The 23,908-nt window shown below is 41.7% G+C and carries 24 protein-coding genes; 6 read left to right on the forward strand and 18 right to left on the reverse strand.

Features of this window, described 5'->3' with window-relative positions; all coding sequences use genetic code 11:
* Window positions 1-3 precede the first annotated feature (3 nt).
* The 7 genes from OQE68_RS05690 to OQE68_RS05720 form a co-directional block, all read right to left on the reverse strand.
* Window positions 4-732, reverse strand: coding sequence for an amino acid ABC transporter ATP-binding protein (locus OQE68_RS05690; RefSeq protein WP_180567836.1), 729 nt, complete (start codon window positions 730-732; stop codon window positions 4-6).
* Window positions 733-812: 80 nt separating this feature from the next.
* The gene (locus tag OQE68_RS05695) at window positions 813-1,913 is read right to left on the reverse strand and encodes an amino acid ABC transporter permease (RefSeq protein ID WP_180567728.1); all 1,101 of its coding nucleotides are present in this window, start codon (window positions 1,911-1,913) and stop codon (window positions 813-815) included.
* Window position 1,914: 1 nt separating this feature from the next.
* Window positions 1,915-3,102, reverse strand: a complete 1,188-nt coding sequence (locus OQE68_RS05700; RefSeq protein WP_180567729.1) for an amino acid ABC transporter permease — start codon at window positions 3,100-3,102, stop codon at window positions 1,915-1,917.
* Window positions 3,103-3,184: 82 nt separating this feature from the next.
* Entirely contained in the window at window positions 3,185-4,204 is a 1,020-nt protein-coding gene (locus OQE68_RS05705; protein ID WP_219339969.1) for an amino acid ABC transporter substrate-binding protein, read from the reverse strand.
* Between the two features lie 559 nt (window positions 4,205-4,763).
* Window positions 4,764-6,404 (reverse strand): sulfate adenylyltransferase subunit CysN, encoded by a 1,641-nt coding sequence (gene cysN, locus OQE68_RS05710; protein WP_180567730.1) that lies wholly within the window; start codon window positions 6,402-6,404, stop codon window positions 4,764-4,766.
* A gap of 35 nt (window positions 6,405-6,439) precedes the next feature.
* On the reverse strand, window positions 6,440-7,348 hold the full coding sequence (gene cysD / locus OQE68_RS05715) for a sulfate adenylyltransferase subunit CysD (RefSeq protein ID WP_180567731.1): 909 nt from the start codon (window positions 7,346-7,348) through the stop codon (window positions 6,440-6,442).
* 184 nt (window positions 7,349-7,532) lie between these two features.
* Entirely contained in the window at window positions 7,533-8,294 is a 762-nt protein-coding gene (locus tag OQE68_RS05720) for a Nif3-like dinuclear metal center hexameric protein (RefSeq protein WP_180567732.1), read from the reverse strand.
* Between the two features lie 146 nt (window positions 8,295-8,440).
* Between OQE68_RS05720 and OQE68_RS05725 the strand changes: the two genes are divergently transcribed.
* Window positions 8,441-9,676, forward strand: coding sequence for a S1C family serine protease (locus OQE68_RS05725; RefSeq protein ID WP_180567733.1), 1,236 nt, complete (start codon window positions 8,441-8,443; stop codon window positions 9,674-9,676).
* Window positions 9,677-9,726: 50 nt separating this feature from the next.
* Here the strand turns inward: OQE68_RS05725 and hisC are convergent, their stop codons facing one another.
* The 11 genes from hisC to OQE68_RS05780 form a co-directional block, all read right to left on the reverse strand.
* Complete coding sequence (gene hisC, locus OQE68_RS05730; protein ID WP_180567734.1) at window positions 9,727-10,830, reverse strand: histidinol-phosphate transaminase; 1,104 nt, start codon at window positions 10,828-10,830, stop codon at window positions 9,727-9,729.
* Window positions 10,831-10,832: 2 nt separating this feature from the next.
* Window positions 10,833-12,155: a histidinol dehydrogenase gene (gene hisD / locus OQE68_RS05735; RefSeq protein ID WP_266195549.1), complete on the reverse strand. Its 1,323-nt coding sequence runs from the start codon at window positions 12,153-12,155 to the stop codon at window positions 10,833-10,835.
* 44 nt (window positions 12,156-12,199) lie between these two features.
* Window positions 12,200-12,844: an ATP phosphoribosyltransferase gene (gene hisG / locus OQE68_RS05740; RefSeq protein WP_180567735.1), complete on the reverse strand. Its 645-nt coding sequence runs from the start codon at window positions 12,842-12,844 to the stop codon at window positions 12,200-12,202.
* 18 nt (window positions 12,845-12,862) lie between these two features.
* Entirely contained in the window at window positions 12,863-14,125 is a 1,263-nt protein-coding gene (gene murA, locus OQE68_RS05745; RefSeq protein ID WP_180567736.1) for a UDP-N-acetylglucosamine 1-carboxyvinyltransferase, read from the reverse strand.
* Between the two features lie 61 nt (window positions 14,126-14,186).
* A complete protein-coding gene (locus tag OQE68_RS05750) occupies window positions 14,187-14,444 on the reverse strand; it encodes a BolA family protein (RefSeq protein WP_219339970.1) in 258 nt (85 codons plus the stop codon).
* Window positions 14,445-14,735: 291 nt separating this feature from the next.
* Entirely contained in the window at window positions 14,736-15,044 is a 309-nt protein-coding gene (locus tag OQE68_RS05755) for an STAS domain-containing protein (RefSeq protein ID WP_180567737.1), read from the reverse strand.
* Window positions 15,044-15,718 (reverse strand): MlaC/ttg2D family ABC transporter substrate-binding protein, encoded by a 675-nt coding sequence (locus OQE68_RS05760; protein ID WP_180567738.1) that lies wholly within the window; start codon window positions 15,716-15,718, stop codon window positions 15,044-15,046. The genes OQE68_RS05755 and OQE68_RS05760 overlap by 1 nt, the downstream gene beginning before the upstream one ends.
* An 18-nt stretch (window positions 15,719-15,736) precedes the next feature.
* Window positions 15,737-16,207, reverse strand: coding sequence for an outer membrane lipid asymmetry maintenance protein MlaD (mlaD, locus tag OQE68_RS05765; RefSeq protein WP_180567739.1), 471 nt, complete (start codon window positions 16,205-16,207; stop codon window positions 15,737-15,739).
* A gap of 1 nt (window position 16,208) precedes the next feature.
* The gene (gene mlaE / locus OQE68_RS05770) at window positions 16,209-17,003 is read right to left on the reverse strand and encodes a lipid asymmetry maintenance ABC transporter permease subunit MlaE (RefSeq protein WP_180567740.1); all 795 of its coding nucleotides are present in this window, start codon (window positions 17,001-17,003) and stop codon (window positions 16,209-16,211) included.
* Window positions 17,003-17,815 (reverse strand): ATP-binding cassette domain-containing protein, encoded by an 813-nt coding sequence (locus tag OQE68_RS05775; RefSeq protein ID WP_180567741.1) that lies wholly within the window; start codon window positions 17,813-17,815, stop codon window positions 17,003-17,005. The genes mlaE and OQE68_RS05775 overlap by 1 nt, the downstream gene beginning before the upstream one ends.
* Before the next feature lie 365 nt (window positions 17,816-18,180).
* A complete protein-coding gene (locus OQE68_RS05780; RefSeq protein ID WP_180567742.1) occupies window positions 18,181-19,857 on the reverse strand; it encodes a M20/M25/M40 family metallo-hydrolase in 1,677 nt (558 codons plus the stop codon).
* A 724-nt stretch (window positions 19,858-20,581) separates the two neighbouring features.
* Here OQE68_RS05780 and OQE68_RS05785 point away from each other — a divergent pair.
* From OQE68_RS05785 to lptB, 5 genes are read left to right on the forward strand one after another with little or no spacing between them, the layout of a single operon-like run.
* Window positions 20,582-21,556, forward strand: a complete 975-nt coding sequence (locus OQE68_RS05785) for a KpsF/GutQ family sugar-phosphate isomerase (protein WP_180567743.1) — start codon at window positions 20,582-20,584, stop codon at window positions 21,554-21,556.
* A complete protein-coding gene (locus OQE68_RS05790; RefSeq protein ID WP_180567744.1) occupies window positions 21,553-22,095 on the forward strand; it encodes a KdsC family phosphatase in 543 nt (180 codons plus the stop codon). Before OQE68_RS05785 ends, OQE68_RS05790 begins: the two co-directional genes overlap by 4 nt.
* The gene (lptC, locus tag OQE68_RS05795; protein WP_180567745.1) at window positions 22,092-22,676 is read left to right on the forward strand and encodes an LPS export ABC transporter periplasmic protein LptC; all 585 of its coding nucleotides are present in this window, start codon (window positions 22,092-22,094) and stop codon (window positions 22,674-22,676) included. Before OQE68_RS05790 ends, lptC begins: the two co-directional genes overlap by 4 nt.
* Complete coding sequence (gene lptA / locus OQE68_RS05800; protein ID WP_180567746.1) at window positions 22,660-23,175, forward strand: lipopolysaccharide transport periplasmic protein LptA; 516 nt, start codon at window positions 22,660-22,662, stop codon at window positions 23,173-23,175. The genes lptC and lptA overlap by 17 nt, the downstream gene beginning before the upstream one ends.
* Window positions 23,176-23,181: 6 nt before the next feature.
* Entirely contained in the window at window positions 23,182-23,907 is a 726-nt protein-coding gene (gene lptB, locus OQE68_RS05805) for an LPS export ABC transporter ATP-binding protein (protein ID WP_180567747.1), read from the forward strand.
* Window position 23,908: the final 1 nt, after the last annotated feature.

The raw sequence follows: 23,908 nt of genomic DNA on the forward strand, positions 1-23,908 counted from the left end.
AAGTTAGTGCTGTAAGATCTGGCTTAAAAAGAGCTGAGTTCTTTCAGATTGAGGATTATTAAAGAACTCATTAGGTTCATTTTCCTCAACCACCTGACCACCATCCATAAAGATGACCCGATTAGCAACGGTTTTGGCAAAGCCCATTTCGTGGGTTACACACAGCATTGTCATGCCATCTTCCGCTAGCTCAATCATGGTATCCAGCACTTCTTTAATCATTTCAGGGTCTAGTGCTGAAGTTGGCTCATCAAATAACATTACCTCAGGGTTCATACACAAGCTACGTGCAATTGCCACCCTTTGTTGTTGACCACCAGATAGTTGGCCTGGATATTTGTTCGCCTGATCAGGAATCTTTACTCGCTCCAGGTAGTGCATAGCTACGGCCATTGCTTCTTTTCGAGGCTTTTTACGCACCCAAATGGGTGCTAAGCAGCAGTTCTCTAGCACTGTTAAATGAGGGAATAAATTAAAGTGCTGAAATACCATGCCTACTTCACGACGAATGCTTTCAATATTTTTAACATCATTCGTCAGTGGGGTTCCTGCAACAATAATTTCTCCCTGCTGATGTTCTTCCAGCCTATTAATACAGCGTATCGTGGTAGATTTTCCTGAACCAGAAGGGCCACAAATTACTATTCGCTCCCCTTTATTCACTTTCATATTGATATCTTTTAAGACATGAAACTCGCCATACCATTTATTGACATTGCGCATTTCTACCATTACTTCGTCGCTAATTTGCATCCCAGGCTTATCTGTTTTTTCTAACATATAAATACCTCTAAATCCTAAAACCCAATCGGTTAGCTCTTATGTCCTGTATCTAGTTTTCTTTCTAAAGCCTGACTGTATTGGGACATACCAAAACAGAAGACCCAAAATACAAACGCTACAAACACATACCCTTCTACTGAGTAGCCTAACCATTTTGGATCTGACAAACCTGCCTGAACAATTGCAAGTAGATCGAAAAGGCCAATAATCAATACCAAACTGGTATCTTTAAATAATGCAATGAAGGTATTAACAATCCCAGGTATCATCATTTTCAGTGCCTGAGGAAGAATAATTAACCCCATTGATTTCCAGTAATTAAGGCCAAGCGCTTTAGCTGCTTCATACTGTCCTTTGGGTATAGCCTGTAAGCCACCCCGTACTACTTCTGCCATATAAGCAGACTGGAACATGACAATTCCCACTAAAGCCCGTAATAGCTTATCAAAGGACACTTCCTCAGGTATAAACAACGGCAACATTACTGACGCCATGAATAACACAGTTATTAGTGGCACACCCCGCCAGATTTCAATAAAAATGACGCAAAATGATTTAACCACTGGCATGTCAGAACGGCGCCCTAATGCTAACAAAATACCGAAGGGCAATGCTGCCACAATACCCACGACAGCCAGCACAAGCGTTAGCATTAAGCCCCCCCACTTATGGGTTTCAACGATTTTTAAGTCAAATCCACCACCATAAAGCAGGAAGAAGGCGATAACTGGAAACACTATCAAAGCAAAACTAGCAATCCAGCCTTTGTAAGGAGTTCTCTCAATAACTAGTGCAGCCACTAATACTGAAAACATTGCGAAAACTATATTGACTCGCCAATACAGCTCTTCTGGATAAAAGCCATAAATAAATTGATTTAATCTGGCTGTAATAAATACCCAGCACGCTCCACCGCTGGTACAAGCTTCTCTGGAATCACCTAGCCAGTCAGCTTTAACAAAAGCCCACTCTATTGCTGGCACAAGACTGATATACAGTAAATAGCCAGCAATGATTGTTAAAATAGAATTCAAAGGCGATGAAAATAAATTTTCCTTAGCCCACCCAATAATACCCGTCGTATTTTTAGGTGGAGGCAAATCTGGCAACTTATTATCATTATGAATCATCTTATCTCTCCACCAACGCCATGCGCTTGTTATACCAGTTCATAAACAGCGACACGAGTAAGCTCAATGTCAAGTATACTGCCATCGTCATTGATATAACTTCGATAGCTTGACCAGTCTGATTTAGCGTTGTACCAGCAAACACCGAAACTAAGTCGGGGTAGCCTATCGCCGTTGCTAGTGACGAGTTCTTGATAAGATTCAAGTACTGACTTGTTAATGGAGGAATAATAACGCGCATTGCTTGTGGGATGATAACCAATTGCAGTGTTTTACCAGGACTGACACCAAGCGCACGAGCTGCTTCGGTTTGTCCTTTACTAATTGACTCAATCCCAGAACGAACAATCTCTGCAATAAACGCCGCGGTGTATATAGTAAGCGCAATTAGCAACGCACTTAATTCAGGGATAATTGTTAAGCCACCCCTAAAGTTAAACCCTTTAAGCTCAGGTATTTCCCATTGCAAAGATGCTCCACTTAAAAGAAATACGATAAAAGGCAAACCAATGAGCACACCAAGAGAGGCCCAAAAAACAGGAAACTGGTCACCTGTCTCACTTTGTCTCCGCCTAGCCCATCGTTTTATAAAAAATATCACTATCAGAGCAAGTACCAAAGCAGCGAGGACCCAGCTAAACCCTTCTCCCAAAACAGGTGAAGGGAGATAAACACCACGCACATTGAGAAAAGCAACGTTAGCAAGCTCAAGGCTTTGTCTTGGTCCAGGCAGTAGCCTTAAAACTGCAAAATACCAGAAAAATATTTGCAACAAGAGAGGGATATTTCGAAAAATTTCGATGTAAACTGCAGCTATACGAGCAATTAACCAGTTATGAGATAGCCGAGCAACCCCAATTAAAAAACCCAATATTGTTGCAAAGAAGATCCCAAGTGCAGCTACTAAAATGGTATTAAGAAGACCTACAACAAAGGTCCTACCATAACTATGGGTTTCATCATAAGGAATAAGGCTTTGAATAATACCAAACCCAGCTTCAGCATCTAAAAACTCAAAGCCTGTGGTGATTCCCCGGCTTTCGAGATTATGCTGAGTATTTTGATAAATAATGTATCCAACAGCAAAAACTGCTAGAAATAAAATGGCTTGAAAGACTAATGACCGTTTGGCAGGGTCATTCCAGAAACTCACGTTTCCAGTTGCCAGATTATGCTTATTTTCCGGCATTTTTATAATTCTCCAAGTTACTGCAAGGCTAATTAGACAAAACGGCTACATCAAATGATTGTAGCCGTTTTTTGAGAAATGCTTAGCGCATTGGAGGGGCATACATGAAACCGCCCTTGCTCCAAAGAGAGTTAACACCACGGTCGATGTTTAAAGGCGAGTTTTTACCGACATTACGGTCAAAGGATTCTCCGTAGTTACCAACTTGCTTAACCACCTGATAAGCCCAGTCTTGATTCAGGCCTAGTTGTTTAGCAATAGGGCCATCACTTTGAACAAAGCGCTTAACCTCTGGGTTTTTAGCCTTTTTCTTAGCATCAATATTGTCAGAAGCTAAACTCAGTTCTTCTGCGTTAATCATGGCAAATAAAGACCATTTAACAATGTTAAACCACTTATCATCACCCTGCTTCACCACTGGCCCCAATGGCTCTTTAGAAATAATTTCAGGTAAAACCATAGCATTATTGGGTTTAGAAAGTTTTATTTTCAACGCATATAGCTGCGATTGGTCACTGGTTAATACATCACAACGACCTGCCTCAAAACCTTTAACTGTTTGGTCTGAGGTATCAAATACAACTGGCGTATACTTCATGCCATGTTGACGGAAATAGTCTGCCAAGTTTAATTCTGTAGTAGTACCTGACTGAATACAAACTGCGGCACCATCTAACTCTTTTGCACTCTTGACTCCAAGACTTTTGCTCACCATAAAGCCTTGGCCATCATAGTAGTTAACTCCGGCAAAGTTTAAACCTAGGGAAACGTCACGAGTAAGCGTCCAAGTGGTGTTACGCGATAGGATATCAATTTCGCCTGATTGTAAGGCAGTGAAACGTTCTTTAGCTGTAAGAGGAATATATTTGACTTTTTTCTCATCACCTAATGCTGCTGCAGCAACTGCACGGCATACATCAACATCCAGGCCTTGCCATTTGCCTTTATCATCAGGGTTAGAAAAGCCAGGCAGCCCTGTACTAACACCACAATTGAGATAACCCTTCTTTTTAACTGTTGATAATGTATCAGCAGAAATAGAGGCTGAGGCAAAAGATACACTGATTGCGGTCATGGCCGCTACTAGACCTATCTTCTTCATAATTGTTTTGTATCCTTGGTATTATCTATTTATGGGAAAGCCCTTCCATGGTGTGGGGTTTTACCCCTGGGCATACTTGCCAGACTCCTATAACGGTACTTTTACCAGTACTTTCAGTTTCTTCCCCGACTCCGACTTATGCCATTCTATAAAAATGGCTTATTATAACTATTTTATATTCATCATTTTGGTGCATTTACCAGGAATGCCCCAAAAGAGTCAGTCTAATTAAACAATTTTTACTTAATAATGCAATGTTAAATTAACGCAGGTTTGTGTCCTATTGTAACTCTGAGGTACGAGTTCTAATTTAGAGCAAAAGAAAGGGCTTGAGTCAAATTTTTTTATAATGCACGTTTACAGATTGCGTTTAATTTATCTTAGCAGTTGCTTATATTGAGTTTTTGAACTTATTTGAGGCACAGCTGCACTATATTAGAGCCATTCTATATTCTAATAAATTATTTAAAATATTTTTAGGAAACAATAGTATATAAAAGCTTCCAAACTTGACCTTCAAGTCAAATTTGGAGGCTTAAAAGATATTCAATAAGACTAGTTAGACATAAGGCGCGAGTAGTAAAGCTAGCTCTTCTGTTGAATTATTTTTTTCATCAATATTAACCACAGCCTCACTTTCGACACTATCTATCGCTTTAGTAATCACAATCAGTCCTGATAACAGTAATGCTGGAATTACCTTTTGATAAGTATTTTGATCCCAGTTATCTGGTAAAATGACCACTGTTTTACCTGCATCAAACAACAGCCTTTCTATACGTTGAGAGGTATCGCTAAAAGACTGGTTACCTTCACTAATCATAATAACGAGGGGTTGTTGATGAAATCTCTGTTGACGCTGAAATGGAGTAACAGGCTGGTCTTTTACTTGACCGATTTCACTATTAATTATCATCCCCGCGCCAACAGTAACATTAGTTAATCGATCAATTAAAATAAATGAGCCTGTCAGTCGGTTCTGATCATAAGGATCGAATACGATAGATTTATTAACAGCTAGTTTACAAACCGCAATCTCATTTAACTGCAACTCATTTGTGGTGCATTTTTCTAGCGTATTAATATCAATTTTATATTGAATTGACTCAACACGACCAACCGTAGAGTTACAAGACAGCTTAATATCATACTGCTTTTCTTCAGTTAACGGTGCTTCTGACATCCAGACAACATGAGCACTAAACTGATGGCCGACTAAAGGCTGATCTCCAGCCTTAACCAGCATGTCTCCCCGGCTCACATCAATTTCATCAGCTAATGTCAGAGTTATGGCATCACCTGCAACGGCCTCTTTCTGCTCACCATCATAGCTTACTATACTCTTAATCTTGCTGAGCTTCCCTGAAGGCAATACGGCTACGTCATCTCCCGGTTTGATTACACCCGAAGAAACAGTGCCACTAAACCCTCTAAAGTTCAGGTTAGGGCGATTAACATATTGCACAGGGAAACGAAAATCATTGAAGTTTTTATCATTATCAACAGTGACATTTTCTAAAATCTGCATTAGCGTTTCACCTTGATACCAAGGCATATTAACACTGGATTCTACTACATTATCACCGTCTAGCGCAGAAATAGGCACAAAACGGATATCGCTGACATTAATTTGCTCGGCAAAATCTAAGTATACTTTTTTTATCTCATTAAACTTTTCTTCAGAATAAGCAATTAAATCCATTTTATTAATTGCTACAATTAAATGCTTAATTCCCAATAATGCAGCAATATAACTGTGTCGACGGGTTTGTGTTTGTACGCCATATCGAGCATCAACCAAAATTATCGCTAAATCACAGGTTGAAGCACCAGTCGCCATATTTCGGGTATATTGTTCATGGCCAGGGGTATCTGCAATAATAAATTTCCGCTTTGCAGTCGAAAAATACCGAAAAGCCACATCGATGGTAATCCCCTGTTCGCGCTCAGCCTGTAAACCATCTACCAGTAATGCTAAATCAAGCTTTTCTCCAGTTGTGCCTATCTTGCTGCTATCCGCTTGCACTGCGGCTAACTGATCTTCATAAATCATTTTAGAATCATGCAGCAAGCGACCTATCAGCGTGCTTTTACCATCATCCACATTTCCACAAGTCAAAAAACGCAAAAGGTTTTTTTGTTCATGCTCTGCCAAATAAGCATGAATATCAGATGCAATTAAATCAGATTGATGTGACATAGCAGGTTCCTGAGTCGATTCGTACAAACAGTGGTTTAGAAATAGCCTTCCTGCTTTTTCTTTTCCATTGAGCCGGCACTATCATGATCAATAACCCGGCCTTGCCTTTCAGAGCTTTTTGTTAATAGCATTTCCTGAATAATATCTGGCAAAGTAGTTGCTGTTGACTCAACGGCACCAGTTAAAGGGTAACAGCCTAGCGTACGAAATCTGACGTTTTTCATCTCAGGTTTTTCACCCTCAGCCAGCGGCATTCGTTCATCATCAACCATAATGTCAACGCCATCACGATTGACCACCGGCCTTGGCTTGGCAAAATATAGCGGAACAATAGGAATATTTTCTAAATGGATATATTGCCAAATATCCAGCTCTGTCCAGTTAGATAAGGGGAAAACTCTGATGCTTTCGCCTTTATTAATTTTGCCGTTATAAATATTCCATAGCTCTGGGCGTTGATTTTTAGGGTCCCAACGATGGTTCTGATCACGGAAAGAGTAAACTCGCTCTTTGGCCCGAGACTTTTCTTCATCGCGACGTGCGCCACCAAAAGCAGCATCGAAGCCATACTTATCAAGCGCCTGCTTTAGCGCTTGGGTTTTCATGACATCAGTATGTTTAGCACTGCCATGCACAAATGGGCTGATCTTTTGTGCAATACCTTCAGGGTTAGTATGAACAAGCAGCTCCAACCCTAACTCTTTCACTCGTTGATCCCGAAACTGAATCATTTCCTTAAACTTCCAGGTCGTATCTACGTGCAATAGAGGAAATGGCAACTTGCCTGGATAGAATGCTTTCATCGCCAGGTGCAGCATAACCGCTGAATCTTTGCCAACAGAGTAAAGCATTACTGGGTTATCAAACTCAGCCGCCACTTCTCTTATAATATGAATACTCTCAGCCTCGAGCTGGCTTAAATGAGTCTGCTTTTTTGCCGCCATTGGGTACCCACAAAGCTTATCTTATGGAGCTTGATGATTAGTGGAGTGAAGCACCCGTTTTGCAGGTACTTTTCTCTGCAGACTAATATAACAAATTAAAAGTAATTATAAGAAGTATGCTATCTATACAAATAAATAATATAGATATATCTAGCTGAGCTATTTCACTGCTACAGGAGTTGTATTAAACAGGATTATCTATATCAATAAAGTAATGATTGATACCAAGTTGCTGTTGTATATGCTCCCCCAGCGCTTTGACTCCATAACGCTCAGTCGCATGATGCCCAGCTGCGATAAAATGAACGCCCATCTCTCGAGCAGTATGGACCGTAGGCTCTGAAATCTCCCCCGTTAAATAAGCATCAACACCATGAGTAATTGCTTGATCAATAAAACCCTGTGCGGCACCAGTACACCACGCAATTCGCTTAATTGGCTGATCTCCTCCTGATATCAACAACGGCTCACGCCCAAGTGTTACCTGAATTTGTTCACCAAGCTTAGAAAGAGACAGAGCCTCAGCTAAGCTTCCTACCAAGCCAATGCTTCTTAGATTATCCTGCTCCAGACCAGTTTCAGGGATAAAGTTGAGTTGATTGGCAAGCTGTACATTATTCCCCAGCACTGGGTGAGCATCTAGTGGTAAGTGATAAGCAAATAAATTAATTTCATGTTTAAAGAGTAACTCAAGCCTGCGTTTTTTCATCCCAGTTATAACAGGTGCTTCTCCTTTCCAAAAATAGCCATGATGCACAATTATGGCATCAGCACTCTTCTCTATTGCTGCTTCTATAAGTGCTAACGATGCTGTTACACCTGTAACAATCGTTTTAATTTGATCTTTTCCTTCTACTTGAAGTCCATTTGGGCAATAGTCTTTGAACAGCTGAGGCTCTAATGTCTGACCTAAAAAGTCGAGCAAAGATTGGCGAGATATAGCCATTGTATAAAAATTACCTCCAAACAAAATTACATGTGAGATGACACACGAGGACAATAGCCCGTATAATAGCAAGGCATTTAGTCGAGACAACTTGAGGACAACACTACTTAGTTTTGCATAAAGTGTATCCGCAAATAGGGTTATGCATGAAAAAACTTACCAAGTTTCTTACCTGGCCTACTATTTCTGGTGTGTTGCTAGCACTGGTGATTCTCCAGCAGTTCCCTGAATTAACCAGAAAATCTACTACACCTACTCCCCATTTGACTCAAGTTGATTATAGCGATGGAGTCACACCAGCCAGTTATACTGGCGACAGCTCTCGTGCATCTTCAACCAATCACAAAACAGATAAAACTCCAACCCTTTCAGGCCCTGTGTCATACAATCATGCGGTAAAAAAAGCAGCGCCTGCCGTAGTCAACATCTATACCACCAAAATTATCCGCGAGCATCGCCATCCTATTTTTGATGACCCATTCTTTCGAGACTTTTTTGGTTATGACCAAATGCCCAACCATCAGCGGATGCAATCCAGCCTAGGTTCTGGTGTCATTATGAGCCCAGAAGGCTATGTGGTTACCAATAATCATGTTATTCAAGGTGCAGATGAAATTATTGTCGCTTTACAAGATGGTAGAGACACCCGTGCTCGAGTGATTGGCACCGATCCAGACACAGATCTGGCTGTGTTAAAAATTGATATGAAAGACTTACCCGCCATTACCTTAGCACGCTCCAGAAATGCGGATATTGGTGATGTTGTACTGGCCATTGGCAACCCATTTGGGGTGGGACAAACCGTTACTATGGGTATTATTAGTGCTACAGGACGGAATAAATTACGCCTCAGTACTTACGAAGACTTTATTCAAACTGATGCAGCTATTAACCCAGGTAACTCAGGTGGTGCGCTGATTAATGCCTATGGTGACTTGATTGGTATAAATACAGCTATATTCTCAAAGTCAGGTGGTTCTCAAGGAATTGGCTTCGCTATCCCCTCAGAAATTGCTCGTGATGTCATGTTGTCTATTGTTAAACATGGCAAAGTTATTCGAGGCTGGCTTGGCATTGAAGCCCAGTCACTAACACCAGAGCTTGCAGATGCTTTTGGCTTAAAAAATAAAGAAGGCATTTTGATCACTGGCGTTTATCGCAACGGACCAGCACATCAAGCAGGTTTACAGCGAGGAGATATCATCACCGAAATCAATGGCATGTCGACTAAAGCTGGTCGCAAAGTTATGCAACAAGTAGCACTAATGCAGCCTGGAGAACAGGTTGTAATTGAGGCAGTCAGAAATGGACAAAAGCTCGTTGTTGAATCAGTGATTGGTCAGCGACCAAGCTTCAAACCCAGGGCAAAACCAAGGCGCTAAGAAGGTTAACCAATGAGGCTCTCTCATTGGTTAATTAAGTTGGTATAGACTCATGACAAAATTGCAGTTAGTGCTTTAAGAAAAGCTTCGTTTTCTGCTGGCGCCCCTACTGTCACCCTTAAGCAACCAGTAAGCAACGGGTGAACTCCATCAAGACATTTAATTAAGATGCGTTCTTTTATGAGTGCTTGATGCAACTCTTTAGCAGGTATTGTATGGCTTCGGAATAAAAGAAAATTGGCTTGACTTGGCCAGACGGTAATTCCCTCAAGCTGCTGAAGAGACTCAAACAACTGCTCTCGATCTGTTACAAGCTGATTTATTTGTTCAGCTAACTGGTGATAGTTTGCCAGTGCAAACTGAGTACTAGCCTGAGTTAACTGATTGATATTGTACGGCAGCCTTACTTTATTAAGCTCAGTGATCCAGCCTGGATGCCCTACTAAAAAGCCCAACCTTAAACCAGCCAGCCCTACTTTAGATAAGGTACGCATGACCAACAGGTTGCTATAATCTGCTAGCAGTGTCAGAGCATTGCATTCTGCAAAAGCCAAATAAGCTTCATCAATCACTACCAGACCAGGTGATGCCTCTATTACTCGACGTACCTTTTCCTCACCAAATAAATTACCTGTTGGGTTATTTGGCTGGGCCAGGAAAACCACACCTGGTTGATAAGCTTCGATTGCATCCAGCATTGCTGTCAAATCCAACTTAAAGTCATTACCCAGCGGGACTCCCACGTAGTTGACCCTAAGGAACTTGGCAATCATTTCGTACATAACAAAGCTGGGTTCAGGTGACAACACTGTTAAATTATCAGCAGCCAACGCCGCAATAATGATTTGAATCAGTTCATCTGAGCCATTACCTAACAGTAATTCATAGCGCTGATCTATCCCAAACACTTCCTTTAATCCAGCAACAACTCTTGTTCCAGCTGGATCTGGATAACGGTTCAGCGACTGTTGCTGCATTTCCGCTAGCCACTGCTGTTTTAGCTCCTCTCCCCAAATATAAGGGTTCTCCATTGCATCGAGCTTGATTAGCCCTGAAGCATCAGCAACCTGGTAAGCTTTAAGCGACTGAATATCAGATCGAATCCACTTTTCTACTCGTGCCTGGACTGCTTGATCAAGTTCTTTTTGTGGCATATTTATTCTCCCATGCTCTGCTTATCGATCCGAAACTCAGCAGAACGGGCATGAGCGGTTAGCCCTTCGCCTCTGGCCAGCACTGAAGCCACTTGGCCAGCTTTTGTTGCACCTTTGGCACTAAAGTGAATAATAGAAGAGCGCTTCTCAAAATCATAAACACCTAGCGGAGATGAGAAACGTGCAGTACCAGAGGTAGGCAACACATGATTGGGACCGGCACAATAATCACCCAAAGCTTCAGGGGTATGTCGCCCCATGAAAATGGCCCCGGCATGACGAATCACAGGTAGGTATTGTTCAGGGTTTTCAATTGATAGTTCTAAGTGCTCAGGCGCAATACGATTAGTAATCTCGATGGCTTCATCAATATCTGTAACTTGAATTAAAGCACCTCGACAAGATAGCGACTGACGAATAATCTCTGCTCGCTCCATTTCAGGTAACAGCTTATTAATACTTCTTTCAACTGCCTCTAAGTAGCTGCTGTCAGGTGAAATTAAAATCGCTTGAGCATCTTCGTCGTGTTCTGCCTGGGAGAACAAATCCATTGCAATCCAATCAGGGTTGGTTTGGCCATCACAGACCACCAGAATCTCAGATGGCCCAGCAATCATATCAATGCCAACCTGACCAAATACCATTCGCTTTGCTGTTGCCACATAAATATTACCAGGTCCCACTACCTTATCGACTTTGGGGATGGTTGCAGTGCCATACGCTAGAGCTGCTACTGCCTGAGCTCCCCCCACTCGAAAGACCTTATCTACTCCAGCAATTGCTGCAGCAGCCAACACTAGTGAGTTAACTTGATCATCAGGGGTCGGCACCACCATGATCACCTCTTTTACTCCTGCAACTTTAGCAGGAATCACATTCATCAATACTGAAGAAGGATAAGCCGCTTTACCTCCAGGGACATAAACACCTACTCGGTCCAAGGGTGTCACCTGCTGGCCAAGAATGGTTCCATCAAGCTCAGCATACTGCCATGAGCAGCTTTTCTGTTCTTCATGATATTGACGAATTCGGTTTGCAGCTTCTATGAGTGCTTGCTTTTGTTCAGGGGATATTTGCTCTAACGCGGCTTGCAATGCTTCAGGAGAGATAGCCAACTCATTTATTGAATTAACTGAAAGGCGGTCAAATTGGTTGGTATATTTTATTAATGCTTCATCGCCATGCAGCCTGATCTGAGCGATGATTTCTGCAACAGTTTGATTAACATTAAGGTTAGAAACGGCTTCCCACTTAAGCAACTCATCTAGCTGCTGGTTAAACGACTCAGCCGACGAGTTTAACCGGGTAATAGACACACCAGACACTATTGGAACCTCTTAAATAATGGTACTACTTTTGTAACACTAATTTACTGGTTATTAGTTGTGTTTAGTACAGCTTGTTTGAGCCCATCTATAATTTTCTTTAATTCGTGGAGCTTCACTTTCATCGCTGCTTTATTGACTACTAGCCGAGAGCTAATATGCGCTATCAGTTCTTGTGGTTCCAACCCATTGGCCCTGAGCGTATTCCCTGTATCAACCACATCAATAATTTTATCAGCTAAGCCCACTAATGGAGCCAGCTCCATAGAGCCATACAATTTAATGATATCTACCTGCTTACCCTGCTCGGCGTAATAGCGCTTGGCAATATTGACAAACTTGGTCGCCACTTTAAGCCGACCAGATCCAGGCTCTCGCCCTATCGGCCCTGCAGTCATCAGTTTGCATTCGGCAATTTTTAAATCGAGAGGCTCATACAGGGCCTGACTACCGTGCTCAAGCAACACATCCTTACCAGACACCCCCATATCAGCAGCACCATACTCTACATAGGTAGGAACATCAGTAGCACGAACAATAAGTAAATTAATATGAGAGTGGTTGGTAGGAAAAATTAGCTTGCGACTATTAAGGTCTTCGGTAGGCTCTATGCCAGCTTGTTTTAATAAAGGTAAAGTTTCTTTTAAAATTCGCCCTTTAGAAAGGGCGATCATGATTGATTGTTTCATGCCGTGGTTTCAACTACGTTAGGAAGGTGTCCGCCTTATCTTAGCGCCCAATAACTGAAGTTTTTCTTCTATACACTCATAACCTCGGTCAATATGGTAAATGCGATCAACGACTGTGTCACCGTCTGCAACTAAGCCAGCAATAACCAAACTAGCTGATGCCCGTAAATCTGTCGCCATTACTGGCGCTGCTTTTAAATAAGGGACGCCTGTCACAATCACTGTATTCCCTTCCACTACCATGTCCGCCCCCATGCGAATCATTTCTAAAGCGTGCATAAAGCGGTTTTCAAAAATAGTTTCGGTGATACGACCCGTGCCTTCTGCTACCGCATTCATCGCTGTAAATTGGGCTTGCATATCTGTTGGAAAAGCTGGGTACGGAGCTGTTTTCAAACTGACAGCCTGGGGACGACGCCCTTTCATATCAAGCTCAATCCAATCTTCACCCACTTCTAAGTGAGCACCAGCCTCTTTTAGTTTTACAAGTACAGCATCAAGGGTATCAGGGGCTGTATCTTTAACTTTGATCCGTCCACCAGTTGCAGCAGCTGCAATTAAATAGGTACCTGTTTCAATACGGTCTGGTAGTACCGAGTAGTGACAGCCAGATAATTTCTCCACTCCTTGAACTCGAATAGTGTCAGTACCATGGCCAGTAATTTTAGCGCCCATTTCTATCAAACAGTGCGCAAGATCAACTACTTCAGGCTCTCTAGCAGCATTTTCAATGATAGTTTCTCCATCCGCTAAACAGGCAGCCATCAACAGGTTTTCAGTACCAGTTACTGTAACTGTATCAAGAAATATCTTGGCTCCTTTCAAGCGTCCATCAACACTCGCTTTGATATAGCCATCTTCAACTTTAATATCAGCACCCATTGCTTCCAAACCACGGATGTGCAAATCAACGGGTCTGCTTCCGATAGCACAGCCACCAGGTAAAGCCACTTCAGCACGACCAAAGTGAGCGACCATGGGCCCTAAAACCAAAATTGAAGCACGCATGGTTTTAACTAGTTCATAAGGTGCGTGAAGGCTTTTAATTGTATTAGCATGCACTTCCACATTGAGCTTTTCATCAATCACTAGTTCGACCCCCATGCGGCCAAATAGCTCAATCATTGTGGTAATGTCATTCAAGTGAGGTAAATTACAAACAGTAACAGGCTCATCAGCCAGGAGCGTAGCAGCTAAGATGGGCAGTGCAGCATTTTTTGCACCTGAAATTCGAATTTCACCATCAAGTTTTACTCCACCGGAAATAATCAGTTTATCCATGCATGCTCCCGTTAATTTGTTACTTCAATAATGTAGTCAGGCTGTGTTGTTTACTGGACTATTAAGCTTGAGCTTGCCAGTCAGCCACACTAAAAAACTTCATAGTCACTGCATGAATCGCACCAGAGGTAATGGCCTCATTTAAAAGTGCATAAACTTGCTGTTGGCGCTTTACAGGAGAAAGTGCCATTAGTTCATCACTGACTAATGTTAATTGAAAGTTACAGCCTTCTCCTTCCACCACAACTTCAGTATTAGGTAAAGTTGATTCTAATAGCTGCTTAACCTCTAATGCCTGCACTTGTCTTCTCCTGATCATGAGCACCCTTAAAATAAAGGTTATACCTGGGTGCCTTCTAAATATTTAAATATCAGTATGTTTAAATAATAATCTGCTATGAAGTTACTGCTTCAAGAAAGGGCGGTTATGATATATAAAAACAAGCAAAAAGGCGAAAACTGACACACCTTTTTGGAAGTCCTTTCCTATTTTGACACCAAAATAGGAAAGGTTTTGAACAAAGAGGGAAAGGCTACTGCAACTTTAGATAAGCCTCCATTTCTGAAGGTACCCGTTTCTTTCCAAAAGGCTCTGTAATAAGTCGCTGGTTTATGACTGCTGAATTGGCAACACAGCATCTAGACCACTGACCCTAGCTAAATCATAGAGATCAATAGGCATATTGACTATAGATAAGCTTATAGACAGGTGATGGGACTGACGCATCCAGGAAAGTAATACTGATAAGGCTGCACTGCCTGCTTCTTCGACCTCAGCCAAATCCACTGTACAACTACCAGTCTGCTTAATTAATAGCTCACGTCCTTGCTGCTCAATATTGACTGCAGCCCCAAAGGTTACACGCCCAACCAATTTTAACTGGCCAGGAGCAGTTGAAAGTACTTCTCCCTCAACCACTAAGACTTACCCTTCTCGTTTGCAGTTTTCATAATATCAGTCCAGTTATTGATAACCCGCTGCAAGTCACCTTTATTCTGCTGCATCGCTTCAGAAAATTGAGTTCTGAATAGTTTGCCAATGTTAATGCCATTGACAATTACATTACGCATTTTCCACTGATCAGCCTTTTGGTCTTTGAACATGGTGTATGTCAGTGGATAAGTAACCCCATCAGCAGCATGAATTGTCATGTTGACAGGTACTCTCTTTTTCTTGAGGGTCGCTTTATTTACTGGGTGCACTTCTATTTTTTCATTGTCATATTTCAACAGTGCTTTGCCATAAAACTCAACCATGCTCATTTTAAATGCCTCAGTAAACTGCACAACTTGCTTGTCTGAGGCATTTTTAGAGTATTTAATACTCATTACTCCACGAGCAATTACGTCAAAAGCAACCACAGGCTCAAGTACTGCTAGTAACTGTGAATAAAACTTGTCTGGTGTTTGTTTATGACTTTGCTTACCTGCTTTAATCACTGCCAGCATTTTATCTGTTGCTGTTTTGACTGTTGCATCCGGGCTTTCATCAGCATAAGCAGGAGCTAGAACCATGACAGCTGCAAGCCAGCTAAAAGCTAACACTAGTTTCGATAACCACTGCTTTGATAACCATTGAGACATCACTTTCATAGCGCTTCCTTAAACCAATTAATTACTATCAGTTTGTTTAACCGTATTTAGTAGGAATTTTCCTATTAAATCTTCCAAAATCAATGCAGACTGGGTGTCTTCGAACTCATCACCATCATCCAGAAACTCTTCCTCCCCACCCACACTAATACCTATATATTGCTCCCCCAAAAGGCCAGCAGTTAATATGCTAGCGGTACTATCCAGTGGGATATTTTTAACATCACTATGAATATCCATTACCACTTTGGCTCGATATTGTTCTTTATCAAGCTTAATATCAACAACTCGCCCAATAGTCACTCCACTCATTGAAACCTTGGCTCGCAGGCTTAGTCCTCCGACATTATCGAAGAATGCATGAACCCGGTAAGTTTGCTGATTATTTTCAATAGACAAGCCGCTCACTTTAAGTGCTAGCATCACCAGGGCAAAAATCCCTGCTAGCATGAACGCACCGACGCTGATCTCCACCGTTCTCATGCGCATCTTATAAATCTCCAAACATAACTGCAGTTAAGATAAAGTCGAGCCCAAGGATAGCCAAGGACGAGTAAACAACGGTTTTTGTAGTTGCACGACTAATGCCTTCCGAAGTAGGAAGAGTGTCATAACCCTGAAAAACCGCAATCCATGTAACAACAAAACCAAACACTAAACTTTTAATAATGCCATTTACCACATCATCACCAAAGTTCACTGTTTGTTGCATATTACCCCAGAAAGAGCCTTCATCAATCGAAAGCCAATCTACGCCAACCACAGCACCACCTACGACACCAACCATATTAAAGATGGCGACCAGTAATGGCATGGATATAAATCCAGCCCAAAAACGGGGAGCAACAATTCTTTTTAATGGATCAACTCCTATCATCTCCATACTAGACAGCTGCTCCGTGGCTTTCATTAGCCCAATTTCAGCAGTCAACGCCGAGCCAGCTCGTCCTGCAAATAATAGCGCTGTAACAACTGGCCCCAGCTCACGCACCAAGGTTAGAGCTACCATTTGTCCAACGGCTTCTTGAGAGCCATAACGAACTAAAATATTATAACCTTGCAGGCCAAGCACCATGCCAATAAATAAGCCTGAAACAGCAATAATAATGAGCGATAGCACACCAACAGAATACAGTTGCTGGAGTAATAGCTGAAATTTAGAGCCAAAACCTGAGCGACCAAAAATAGCAAGCATCAAGTAAATACCTGAGCGACCAATCGCTTCTACTTTGAGTAACCCTGCTTGTCCGAGTCGACGTAAAAAAGCCCAAAAATCATGAATCACTAAATACCCCCTCCCATCAAATCATCAGCATAATTTTGTGCTGGGTAGTGGAAAGGTACCGGGCCATCAGGCAAGCCCTGCATAAACTGGGTAATTCTAGGGTCATCTGAATTCAATAACGCTTCTGGCGTACCATGCCCAATTACTTTGGCATCACTAATCAAATATAAATAATCCGCAATACTTGCTGTTTCATGAATATCGTGGGATACCACAATACTGGTTAAATTCAAGGCATCATTTAACATACGAACCAATTGGACCAACACCCCCATTGCGATAGGGTCCTGACCAACAAATGGTTCATCATACATTATCATTACAGGGTCTAGCGCAATTGCCCGAGCTAAAGCAACGCGACGAGCCATCCCCCCGGATAGCTCACTGGGCATTAAGTCTCTTGCTCCTCGCAAGCCCACAGCTTGAAGTTTCATTAATACAATATCATGCACCATCGCTTCAGGCAGCTCAGTATGCACTCTAAGCGGAAAGGCTACGTTTTCATAGACACTCATATCTGTGAATAAAGCACCACTTTGGAATAGCATGCCCATTTTGCTGCGCAGCTCAAATAACTCATTTCGAGACAACTTAGGTACATTTTGCCCATCAACAAAGATATCTCCTGATTCTGGCCTTAGTTGAGCACCAATTAATCTGAGCAGTGTGGTTTTTCCCGTACCACTAGGCCCCATAATGCCCGTTACTTTACCACGAGGAATATCAATATTGATGTCATCAAAAATAACCCGATCTCCGCGACGATAGCTAAGCCCTTTGATTTCTACAAAGTTATTATCATGAGCCGTCATCAGGCGATCACCTTATCCATCAACAACACGTTTATCAGCACCAGTCGTTTATTAAATATGCGTCTTGCGAGGTATGGTAACACTACTTTAGTAAACTTAGTAAAAGTTAAACTACGCTCACACCACAACCTGAACAGTAATTATACAGTCGTCGCGGAGAATAGCATGATCTAGAAGAGGGTCGAATAGGTATCTTTCCTATTTATTAAATAGCAAACAGATTTTTTATTTTTATACGCGGAAAGAAATACTACAAAAAAGCTGGCTTGAATAGCCAGCGTCTAAAACACACCACATTATTGTCCATTTTTCGATCAAATCAAACTTGCGCCTATTATTCATTTAACACGCGGTTCAATTTTCTGTTACTTATTTTTCCAGCTCCACTGTTGATAGTCGCTTTTGTATTTTTTCCATACCCCTGTCCAATCGCCATAATAACGCCCAAAATGTGTCAAATAAAAGTTAGGGTATGCTACGTTATTGATTCGACCACCATCCAATTGCCAGCGTTGATTTAGCTGCTCTGACTTACACTCCCCTAGCTCTGCGGTATTCACACCTTTTTTCCAATTACGCATTATCAAACATTTACTTGGCGCATGCTTAGGGTGAACCAGACCTTTACTATCAATGCTCCATAATTGACTAGCTGCTCCAGTACAGTCACCTGAACTGGCCCGGACTCCTGTTTTACCGCTATCGGAGAGAATGCCTAAACAAGTACCTTTTCCTGTAGATAGCTGCTTATACTTGCCATCATCCGGGTTTGGATCTGGATCAGGCTTAGGTGGCTGAGGGTTACCATCATCCGCATGCTTAGCCATTTCTACTACAAACGCTGTAGCCAACTTTGAGAATTTCAATGCATGATTCGCATTGCCTCCCATTTGCCCTAAGGTATCTCGCTCTGTATGGATACTTCTATTACTTTGATTAAACTTAGCTTCAAAGGGCATTGATGCCGGGAACCCATTATTATGCCATGATGCATGATCTGAACACCCATAACCACAACGAGTATAGCCAACCTTTAATTGTGGCAAGTATTTTTTTGCTAACTCAGCGATAAACTTATTTTGCTTATCACTGGTATAGTCAGACACCAAATTAAAGTCATCTTGAGAGCCGTTATAGTTAGTCATATCTAACTGCATAACACCAACCACTTTAGCTCCTTGGTTTTTATGCTGGCGAGCAATTTCAGCAGACCCTCTCAACCCCACTTCTTCTGCCGCATACCCCATGAACTTTATGGTTTTTTTCGGTTTAAAATTACTTTCTACTAGCACCCGAATAACTTCAGAAATCGTTGCAATACCAGAAGCATTATCATCTGCCCCTGGTGCTTTCAGCCGCGTATTTCCTCGACCATTAATTGAATCTAAGTGTCCACCGATCACAACAATTTCATTAGGTGTTTCCGAGCCCTGCCAGGTCATTACCACAGAGGGTTGCTCCCAGCCATTGTGATCAACCGTTTTTACTGATATGCCACTTTTTTCACCAACCAGTTTTTGCCAAAAACCTTTAATCCAGTTGGCAGCTTCAACACCCGTTTTACTTTTATAGTATCGATCATGATAACTCGACAATTGTTGTATAGTTGCACGAATACTGCTTTCTTTGGTTTGAGCAATCAGTTTCCTTACCATTTCATCTTCACTGATTTGGTAGTTAATAGCTGCAACTGAGGTTGGCGGGTTGAATGCATTTGCAACACCTGAGATTGCCGCTTCAGCAGTTTCATGCTGAATAAAACCACCACAGCGCTTTTGCTTCATATGCAAATACAAACTTAGTGTAGGAACTTTCTTAGGATGAATAGCAACAATATGGACTTTACCCTGACTAATATTTGTTAACCGATCAATCAAACCTTGCTCTGTTTCATAACCAGAAAATAAGTTTGGCATTCCTTCTTTGACTAATTGATAAGCTTCATCATCTACTGTAATCCAAGCAGGTGGCTGCTCGCCGGCAAACCCTAGACCACTTAATGCGCCAACTAATGCAATAGCGCCAATATTTTTTATCAGCATGGGGAGTATAACCTCGTATTTTTACTGCCACAAAAAAACAAAGCAGTAACAGTGTTTAGCCTTTACGCTAAGAAATAAATTTTCGGGCAATCACCAAATAATTAGAAAATTTAAAAATCACCTATCAAAGTGTTAAAATAATTTAATTAGCACTCATCAATTAAATAGTCATCACCCCAGATAGCAAAGACCGTAAAATAAAATAACTAGCTATTTCTTAATACCAGATCGCATTTTTCATTTTGACTGTATAAGTAACCCAGTTTGCTTTCAAGCCTGCGGGATAAGTCGAGGGAATGGCCTATCCAATTCATACAATAACTGATGAATAAGGAAAATTTTTTAGTTATTTTATAATAATAAATATTCCTAAATTAAATATGCTGACCAAGCTACAATTAGCAACTAATGCAGTGGTTAATTTTGAATCAATATTCATGACGTAGAGCGAGATTCAGCCACCTTTTTCACCCTTTTCCATACAGCTACCTCTCAGCAGCAATTAGAGCTGTTTTCTCTTCTTACCAACCTAAACGATCGTTAGTTCAAAACACGCGGTCTCAAGTAGTATTGCCAGCTGTCGATATTTGCTATTATCAGCTGTAGATTTGGACTTTGTAGTAGCTAGCTTTCTCTAACTGTTTATCGGTCGAATATTTTACCTTGCTCAATTACGACAAATACCAAATAATTTGCACCTCAAAGCAACAACATTACTGGAACTATGTCACACGATATTGATTTTGCTCAGTCCGCCATTCGCACCATTAAAAGTGAGCGAGACGCTATTGATAAACTGATCCCCCGTATCGATGGTACTTTTACTCAAGCCTGCCAAATAATGCTGAACTGTAAAGGCCGAGTTGTCGTCGTTGGCATGGGCAAATCAGGCCATATCGGCAATAAAATTGCGGCAACGCTTGCCAGCACAGGTACTCCTGCATTTTTTGTTCACCCTGGTGAAGCCAGCCATGGTGATATGGGCATGATTACCGCTGATGATGTAGTACTCGCTTTGTCAAATTCAGGTAACACCGCAGAGTTAGTCATGTTAATCCCTCTATTGAAGCGGCTAGGCACTCCTTTGATTAGCATGACAGGTAATGAAAATTCAGCATTAGCCCAAGCAGCTGATGTCAACCTAGATACCTATGTAGAAAAAGAAGCCTGCCCACTGGACTTAGCACCCACCTCAAGTACTACAGTCAGCTTAGTACTAGGCGATGCTTTAGCAATTGCACTACTAGAGGCCAAAGGGTTTACACCAGAAGACTTTGCCTTTTCACACCCTGGCGGCAGTCTAGGCCGGAAGCTTCTACTTAAAGTCACAGATATTATGCATACTGGGCAACAGCTTCCTATCGTTAGTTTATCAACACCTTTAAAGGAAGCTTTAATTGTTATTTCCCAAAAGGGGCTAGGAATGACAGCTATTGCTGACTCACAAAGCCAGCTATTGGGTGTTTTTACCGATGGTGATTTACGCCGAGTTTTAGACCAGGAGCTCAACCTCCATACAACTCCAATCAGTCAGGTTATGACAACTCAGTGCAAAACAGTAAATGCCGACATGTTAGCGGCAGAAGCCTTAAATATTATGGAAGACCACAAAATCACCAACCTGGTCGTTGTCAATCAACAAAACAAAATTGAAGGCGTCATTCATTTACACGACATTATCAAAGCAGGGGTTGTATGAACCTTGATCCACAATTAATAGTCAAAGCACAAGCGATTAAACTTCTTGGGCTTGATGTAGACGGGGTAATGACTGATGGTCGACTGTACTTTACTGCTGATGGTCAAGAATTTAAAACCTTTAACATTTTAGATGGCCATGGCATCAAAATGCTCCAGTCTACAGGGGTAAAAGTTGCTATTATAACGGGCCGAGAAACGACAGTTGTGGCAAAACGTGCAAAAGATTTAGGCATTGAGTTGTTATTGCAAGGCCGAGAAGACAAGCGAGTCGCTTTAAATGAAATACGCCAACAGCTTCAGTTAGATTGGAATGAGATAGCTTATTTAGGTGACGATCTACCTGACTTACCAGCCATTCAGCAAGTAGGTTTGGGCCTATCTGTTCCCAATGGTTATTGGCTGGTGAAACAGCATGCTGATGGTGTCACTCAAACACTAGGGGGAGCAGGTGCAGTAAGAGAAGTTTGCGACTTCATTATGAGCGCACAAAATACCTTACAGCCAGCACTCACGCCTTATATGCAGGCAAGCGAATGAATCGAAGCAGTATTATTAGCTTAATTGCTATTCTAGTAATTGCCTACTGCGGTTATCTTGCGTTTGGCACATCCTCAACACCAGTGCCCAGTTCAAATGAACCTTTAGCAGATAACCTTGAGCAAGCACCAGACTACTACTTAATAAACCCTCGTGTTACTCAATTTACTTTAGAGGGTAATAAAGATTACTTACTCATTGCAGATAAGATCAGTCATTACCCTCATAATGACGTGTCTTTGTTAGCACAACCCAATATTGACTTATACAAGGCAAATAGTAGCGATCAATGGAAAACCACGGCTAGACATGGGCGGTTATTACCTGGTGGCGATATCCTTGAGCTATCTGACCAGGTCAGAGTCAAAGAGCTTAAGTCCAATGGTGAACTTGGCACTTTACTAAAAACCGACTTTTTAACCCTTTATGCCGAGGAAGAAGTCGCCGATACTCAGCACCCAGTTGTGATAACATCCCCCAATGGCTCTATCACCCAAGGGGTTGGCATGCGGGCATTTTTAGCAAAAGATAGAATTCAACTGTTTTCTAATGTCAGGGGACACTATGAAGTTAATCAGTAATTTGATTGTAGGGATTATTGCTATCTCAGCTGCAGGGCTTAGCCTGTTAAGCTGGGCACTTCCCAATGACAAAGACAAGCCCATCAATATTAAAGCCAAAAGTGCTGATATTGATGATAAGTCTGGTGTATACATTTACACCGGCAATGTCATTATTACCCAAGGTACAATTCAAATAAGAGGTGATAAAGTCACTCTTTATTCAGACAGTAATGGCATTAACAAAATTGTTGCAGTAGGTCGTCCTGCTCACTACCGGGAAAAGCCAGCAGAAAACAAAGAACTCATTAAAGCTTATGGCCGCACGATCAAATACTACGCTACCAATGAAAAAGTAGAAGTAATCACTAATGCCAAACTATTCCAAGAAGGAAATACCTTTACTGGCAGCCAAATAGACTACTTTGCCAAAACCCAGAAAGTGAATGCCAAAGGCGGTAAAACCAATGAAAGCCGCGTTGAAATGGTACTGCAACCCCGTAGCAAAAAGAAACAATAGTCGTATATGAGTATATTGAAAGCTGAGCACCTTGCCAAAAGTTATAAAGGCCGTGCTGTTGTAAAAGATGTATCCTTGCAAATTAAAAGTGGTCAGGTAGTTGGCCTACTAGGCCCTAATGGTGCGGGAAAAACCACATGCTTCTACATGATAGTTGGTTTAGTCCAATCAGATCATGGCAGCGTCTGGATTGATGAACAAGATATCACTCACTTCCCCATGCATGGACGAGCCCAAGCAGGTATTGGCTACTTACCACAAGAAGCCTCTGTTTTTCGTAAGTTAACTGTTACTGAAAACATACTGGCTATCTTAGAAACCCGTAAAGAGCTCAATCGGAAGCAACGCCAAGAAAAACTTAACTCACTACTTGAAGAGTTCAATATCACCCATATAAAAGACAGTAAGGGTATGAGTTTATCTGGTGGAGAGCGCCGCCGGGTAGAAATTGCCAGAGCCTTAGCAACTGAGCCTTCTTTCATCCTACTTGATGAGCCTTTTGCTGGGGTTGACCCAATTTCGGTGAAAGACATTAAAGATATTGTCTGGCACCTGAAAGACCGTGGTATTGGTGTACTGATTACTGATCACCATGTTCGAGAAACACTTGATATTTGCGAGAATGCATACATAGTTAGTGAGGGACACATTATCGCAGAGGGTGATGCCCAAACGGTAATGACCAACCAACAAGTCAAAGAAGTGTACCTCGGACACGACTTTAAAATATAAG

Source organism: Spartinivicinus marinus (genome assembly GCF_026309355.1).
GTDB lineage: Bacteria > Pseudomonadota > Gammaproteobacteria > Pseudomonadales > Zooshikellaceae > Spartinivicinus > Spartinivicinus marinus.

Bases quoted from the DNA above. Each gene is read 5' to 3' on its own strand.
- OQE68_RS05690 (WP_180567836.1), bottom strand. From the start codon at position 732: ATGGTAGAAATGCGCAATGTCAATAAATGGTATGGCGAGTTTCATGTC.
- OQE68_RS05695 (WP_180567728.1), bottom strand. From the start codon at position 1,913: ATGATTCATAATGATAATAAGTTGCCAGATTTGCCTCCACCTAAAAAT.
- OQE68_RS05700 (WP_180567729.1), bottom strand. From the start codon at position 3,102: ATGCCGGAAAATAAGCATAATCTGGCAACTGGAAACGTGAGTTTCTGG.
- OQE68_RS05705 (WP_219339969.1), bottom strand. From the start codon at position 4,204: ATGAAGAAGATAGGTCTAGTAGCGGCCATGACCGCAATCAGTGTATCT.
- cysN (WP_180567730.1), bottom strand. From the start codon at position 6,404: ATGTCACATCAATCTGATTTAATTGCATCTGATATTCATGCTTATTTG.
- cysD (WP_180567731.1), bottom strand. From the start codon at position 7,348: ATGGCGGCAAAAAAGCAGACTCATTTAAGCCAGCTCGAGGCTGAGAGT.
- OQE68_RS05720 (WP_180567732.1), bottom strand. From the start codon at position 8,294: ATGGCTATATCTCGCCAATCTTTGCTCGACTTTTTAGGTCAGACATTA.
- OQE68_RS05725 (WP_180567733.1), top strand. From the start codon at position 8,441: ATGAAAAAACTTACCAAGTTTCTTACCTGGCCTACTATTTCTGGTGTG.
- hisC (WP_180567734.1), bottom strand. From the start codon at position 10,830: ATGCCACAAAAAGAACTTGATCAAGCAGTCCAGGCACGAGTAGAAAAG.
- hisG (WP_180567735.1), bottom strand. From the start codon at position 12,844: ATGAAACAATCAATCATGATCGCCCTTTCTAAAGGGCGAATTTTAAAA.
- murA (WP_180567736.1), bottom strand. From the start codon at position 14,125: ATGGATAAACTGATTATTTCCGGTGGAGTAAAACTTGATGGTGAAATT.
- OQE68_RS05750 (WP_219339970.1), bottom strand. From the start codon at position 14,444: ATGATCAGGAGAAGACAAGTGCAGGCATTAGAGGTTAAGCAGCTATTA.
- OQE68_RS05760 (WP_180567738.1), bottom strand. From the start codon at position 15,718: ATGAAAGTGATGTCTCAATGGTTATCAAAGCAGTGGTTATCGAAACTA.
- mlaD (WP_180567739.1), bottom strand. From the start codon at position 16,207: ATGCGCATGAGAACGGTGGAGATCAGCGTCGGTGCGTTCATGCTAGCA.
- OQE68_RS05775 (WP_180567741.1), bottom strand. From the start codon at position 17,815: ATGACGGCTCATGATAATAACTTTGTAGAAATCAAAGGGCTTAGCTAT.
- OQE68_RS05780 (WP_180567742.1), bottom strand. From the start codon at position 19,857: ATGCTGATAAAAAATATTGGCGCTATTGCATTAGTTGGCGCATTAAGT.
- OQE68_RS05785 (WP_180567743.1), top strand. From the start codon at position 20,582: ATGTCACACGATATTGATTTTGCTCAGTCCGCCATTCGCACCATTAAA.
- OQE68_RS05790 (WP_180567744.1), top strand. From the start codon at position 21,553: ATGAACCTTGATCCACAATTAATAGTCAAAGCACAAGCGATTAAACTT.
- lptC (WP_180567745.1), top strand. From the start codon at position 22,092: ATGAATCGAAGCAGTATTATTAGCTTAATTGCTATTCTAGTAATTGCC.
- lptA (WP_180567746.1), top strand. From the start codon at position 22,660: ATGAAGTTAATCAGTAATTTGATTGTAGGGATTATTGCTATCTCAGCT.
- lptB (WP_180567747.1), top strand. From the start codon at position 23,182: ATGAGTATATTGAAAGCTGAGCACCTTGCCAAAAGTTATAAAGGCCGT.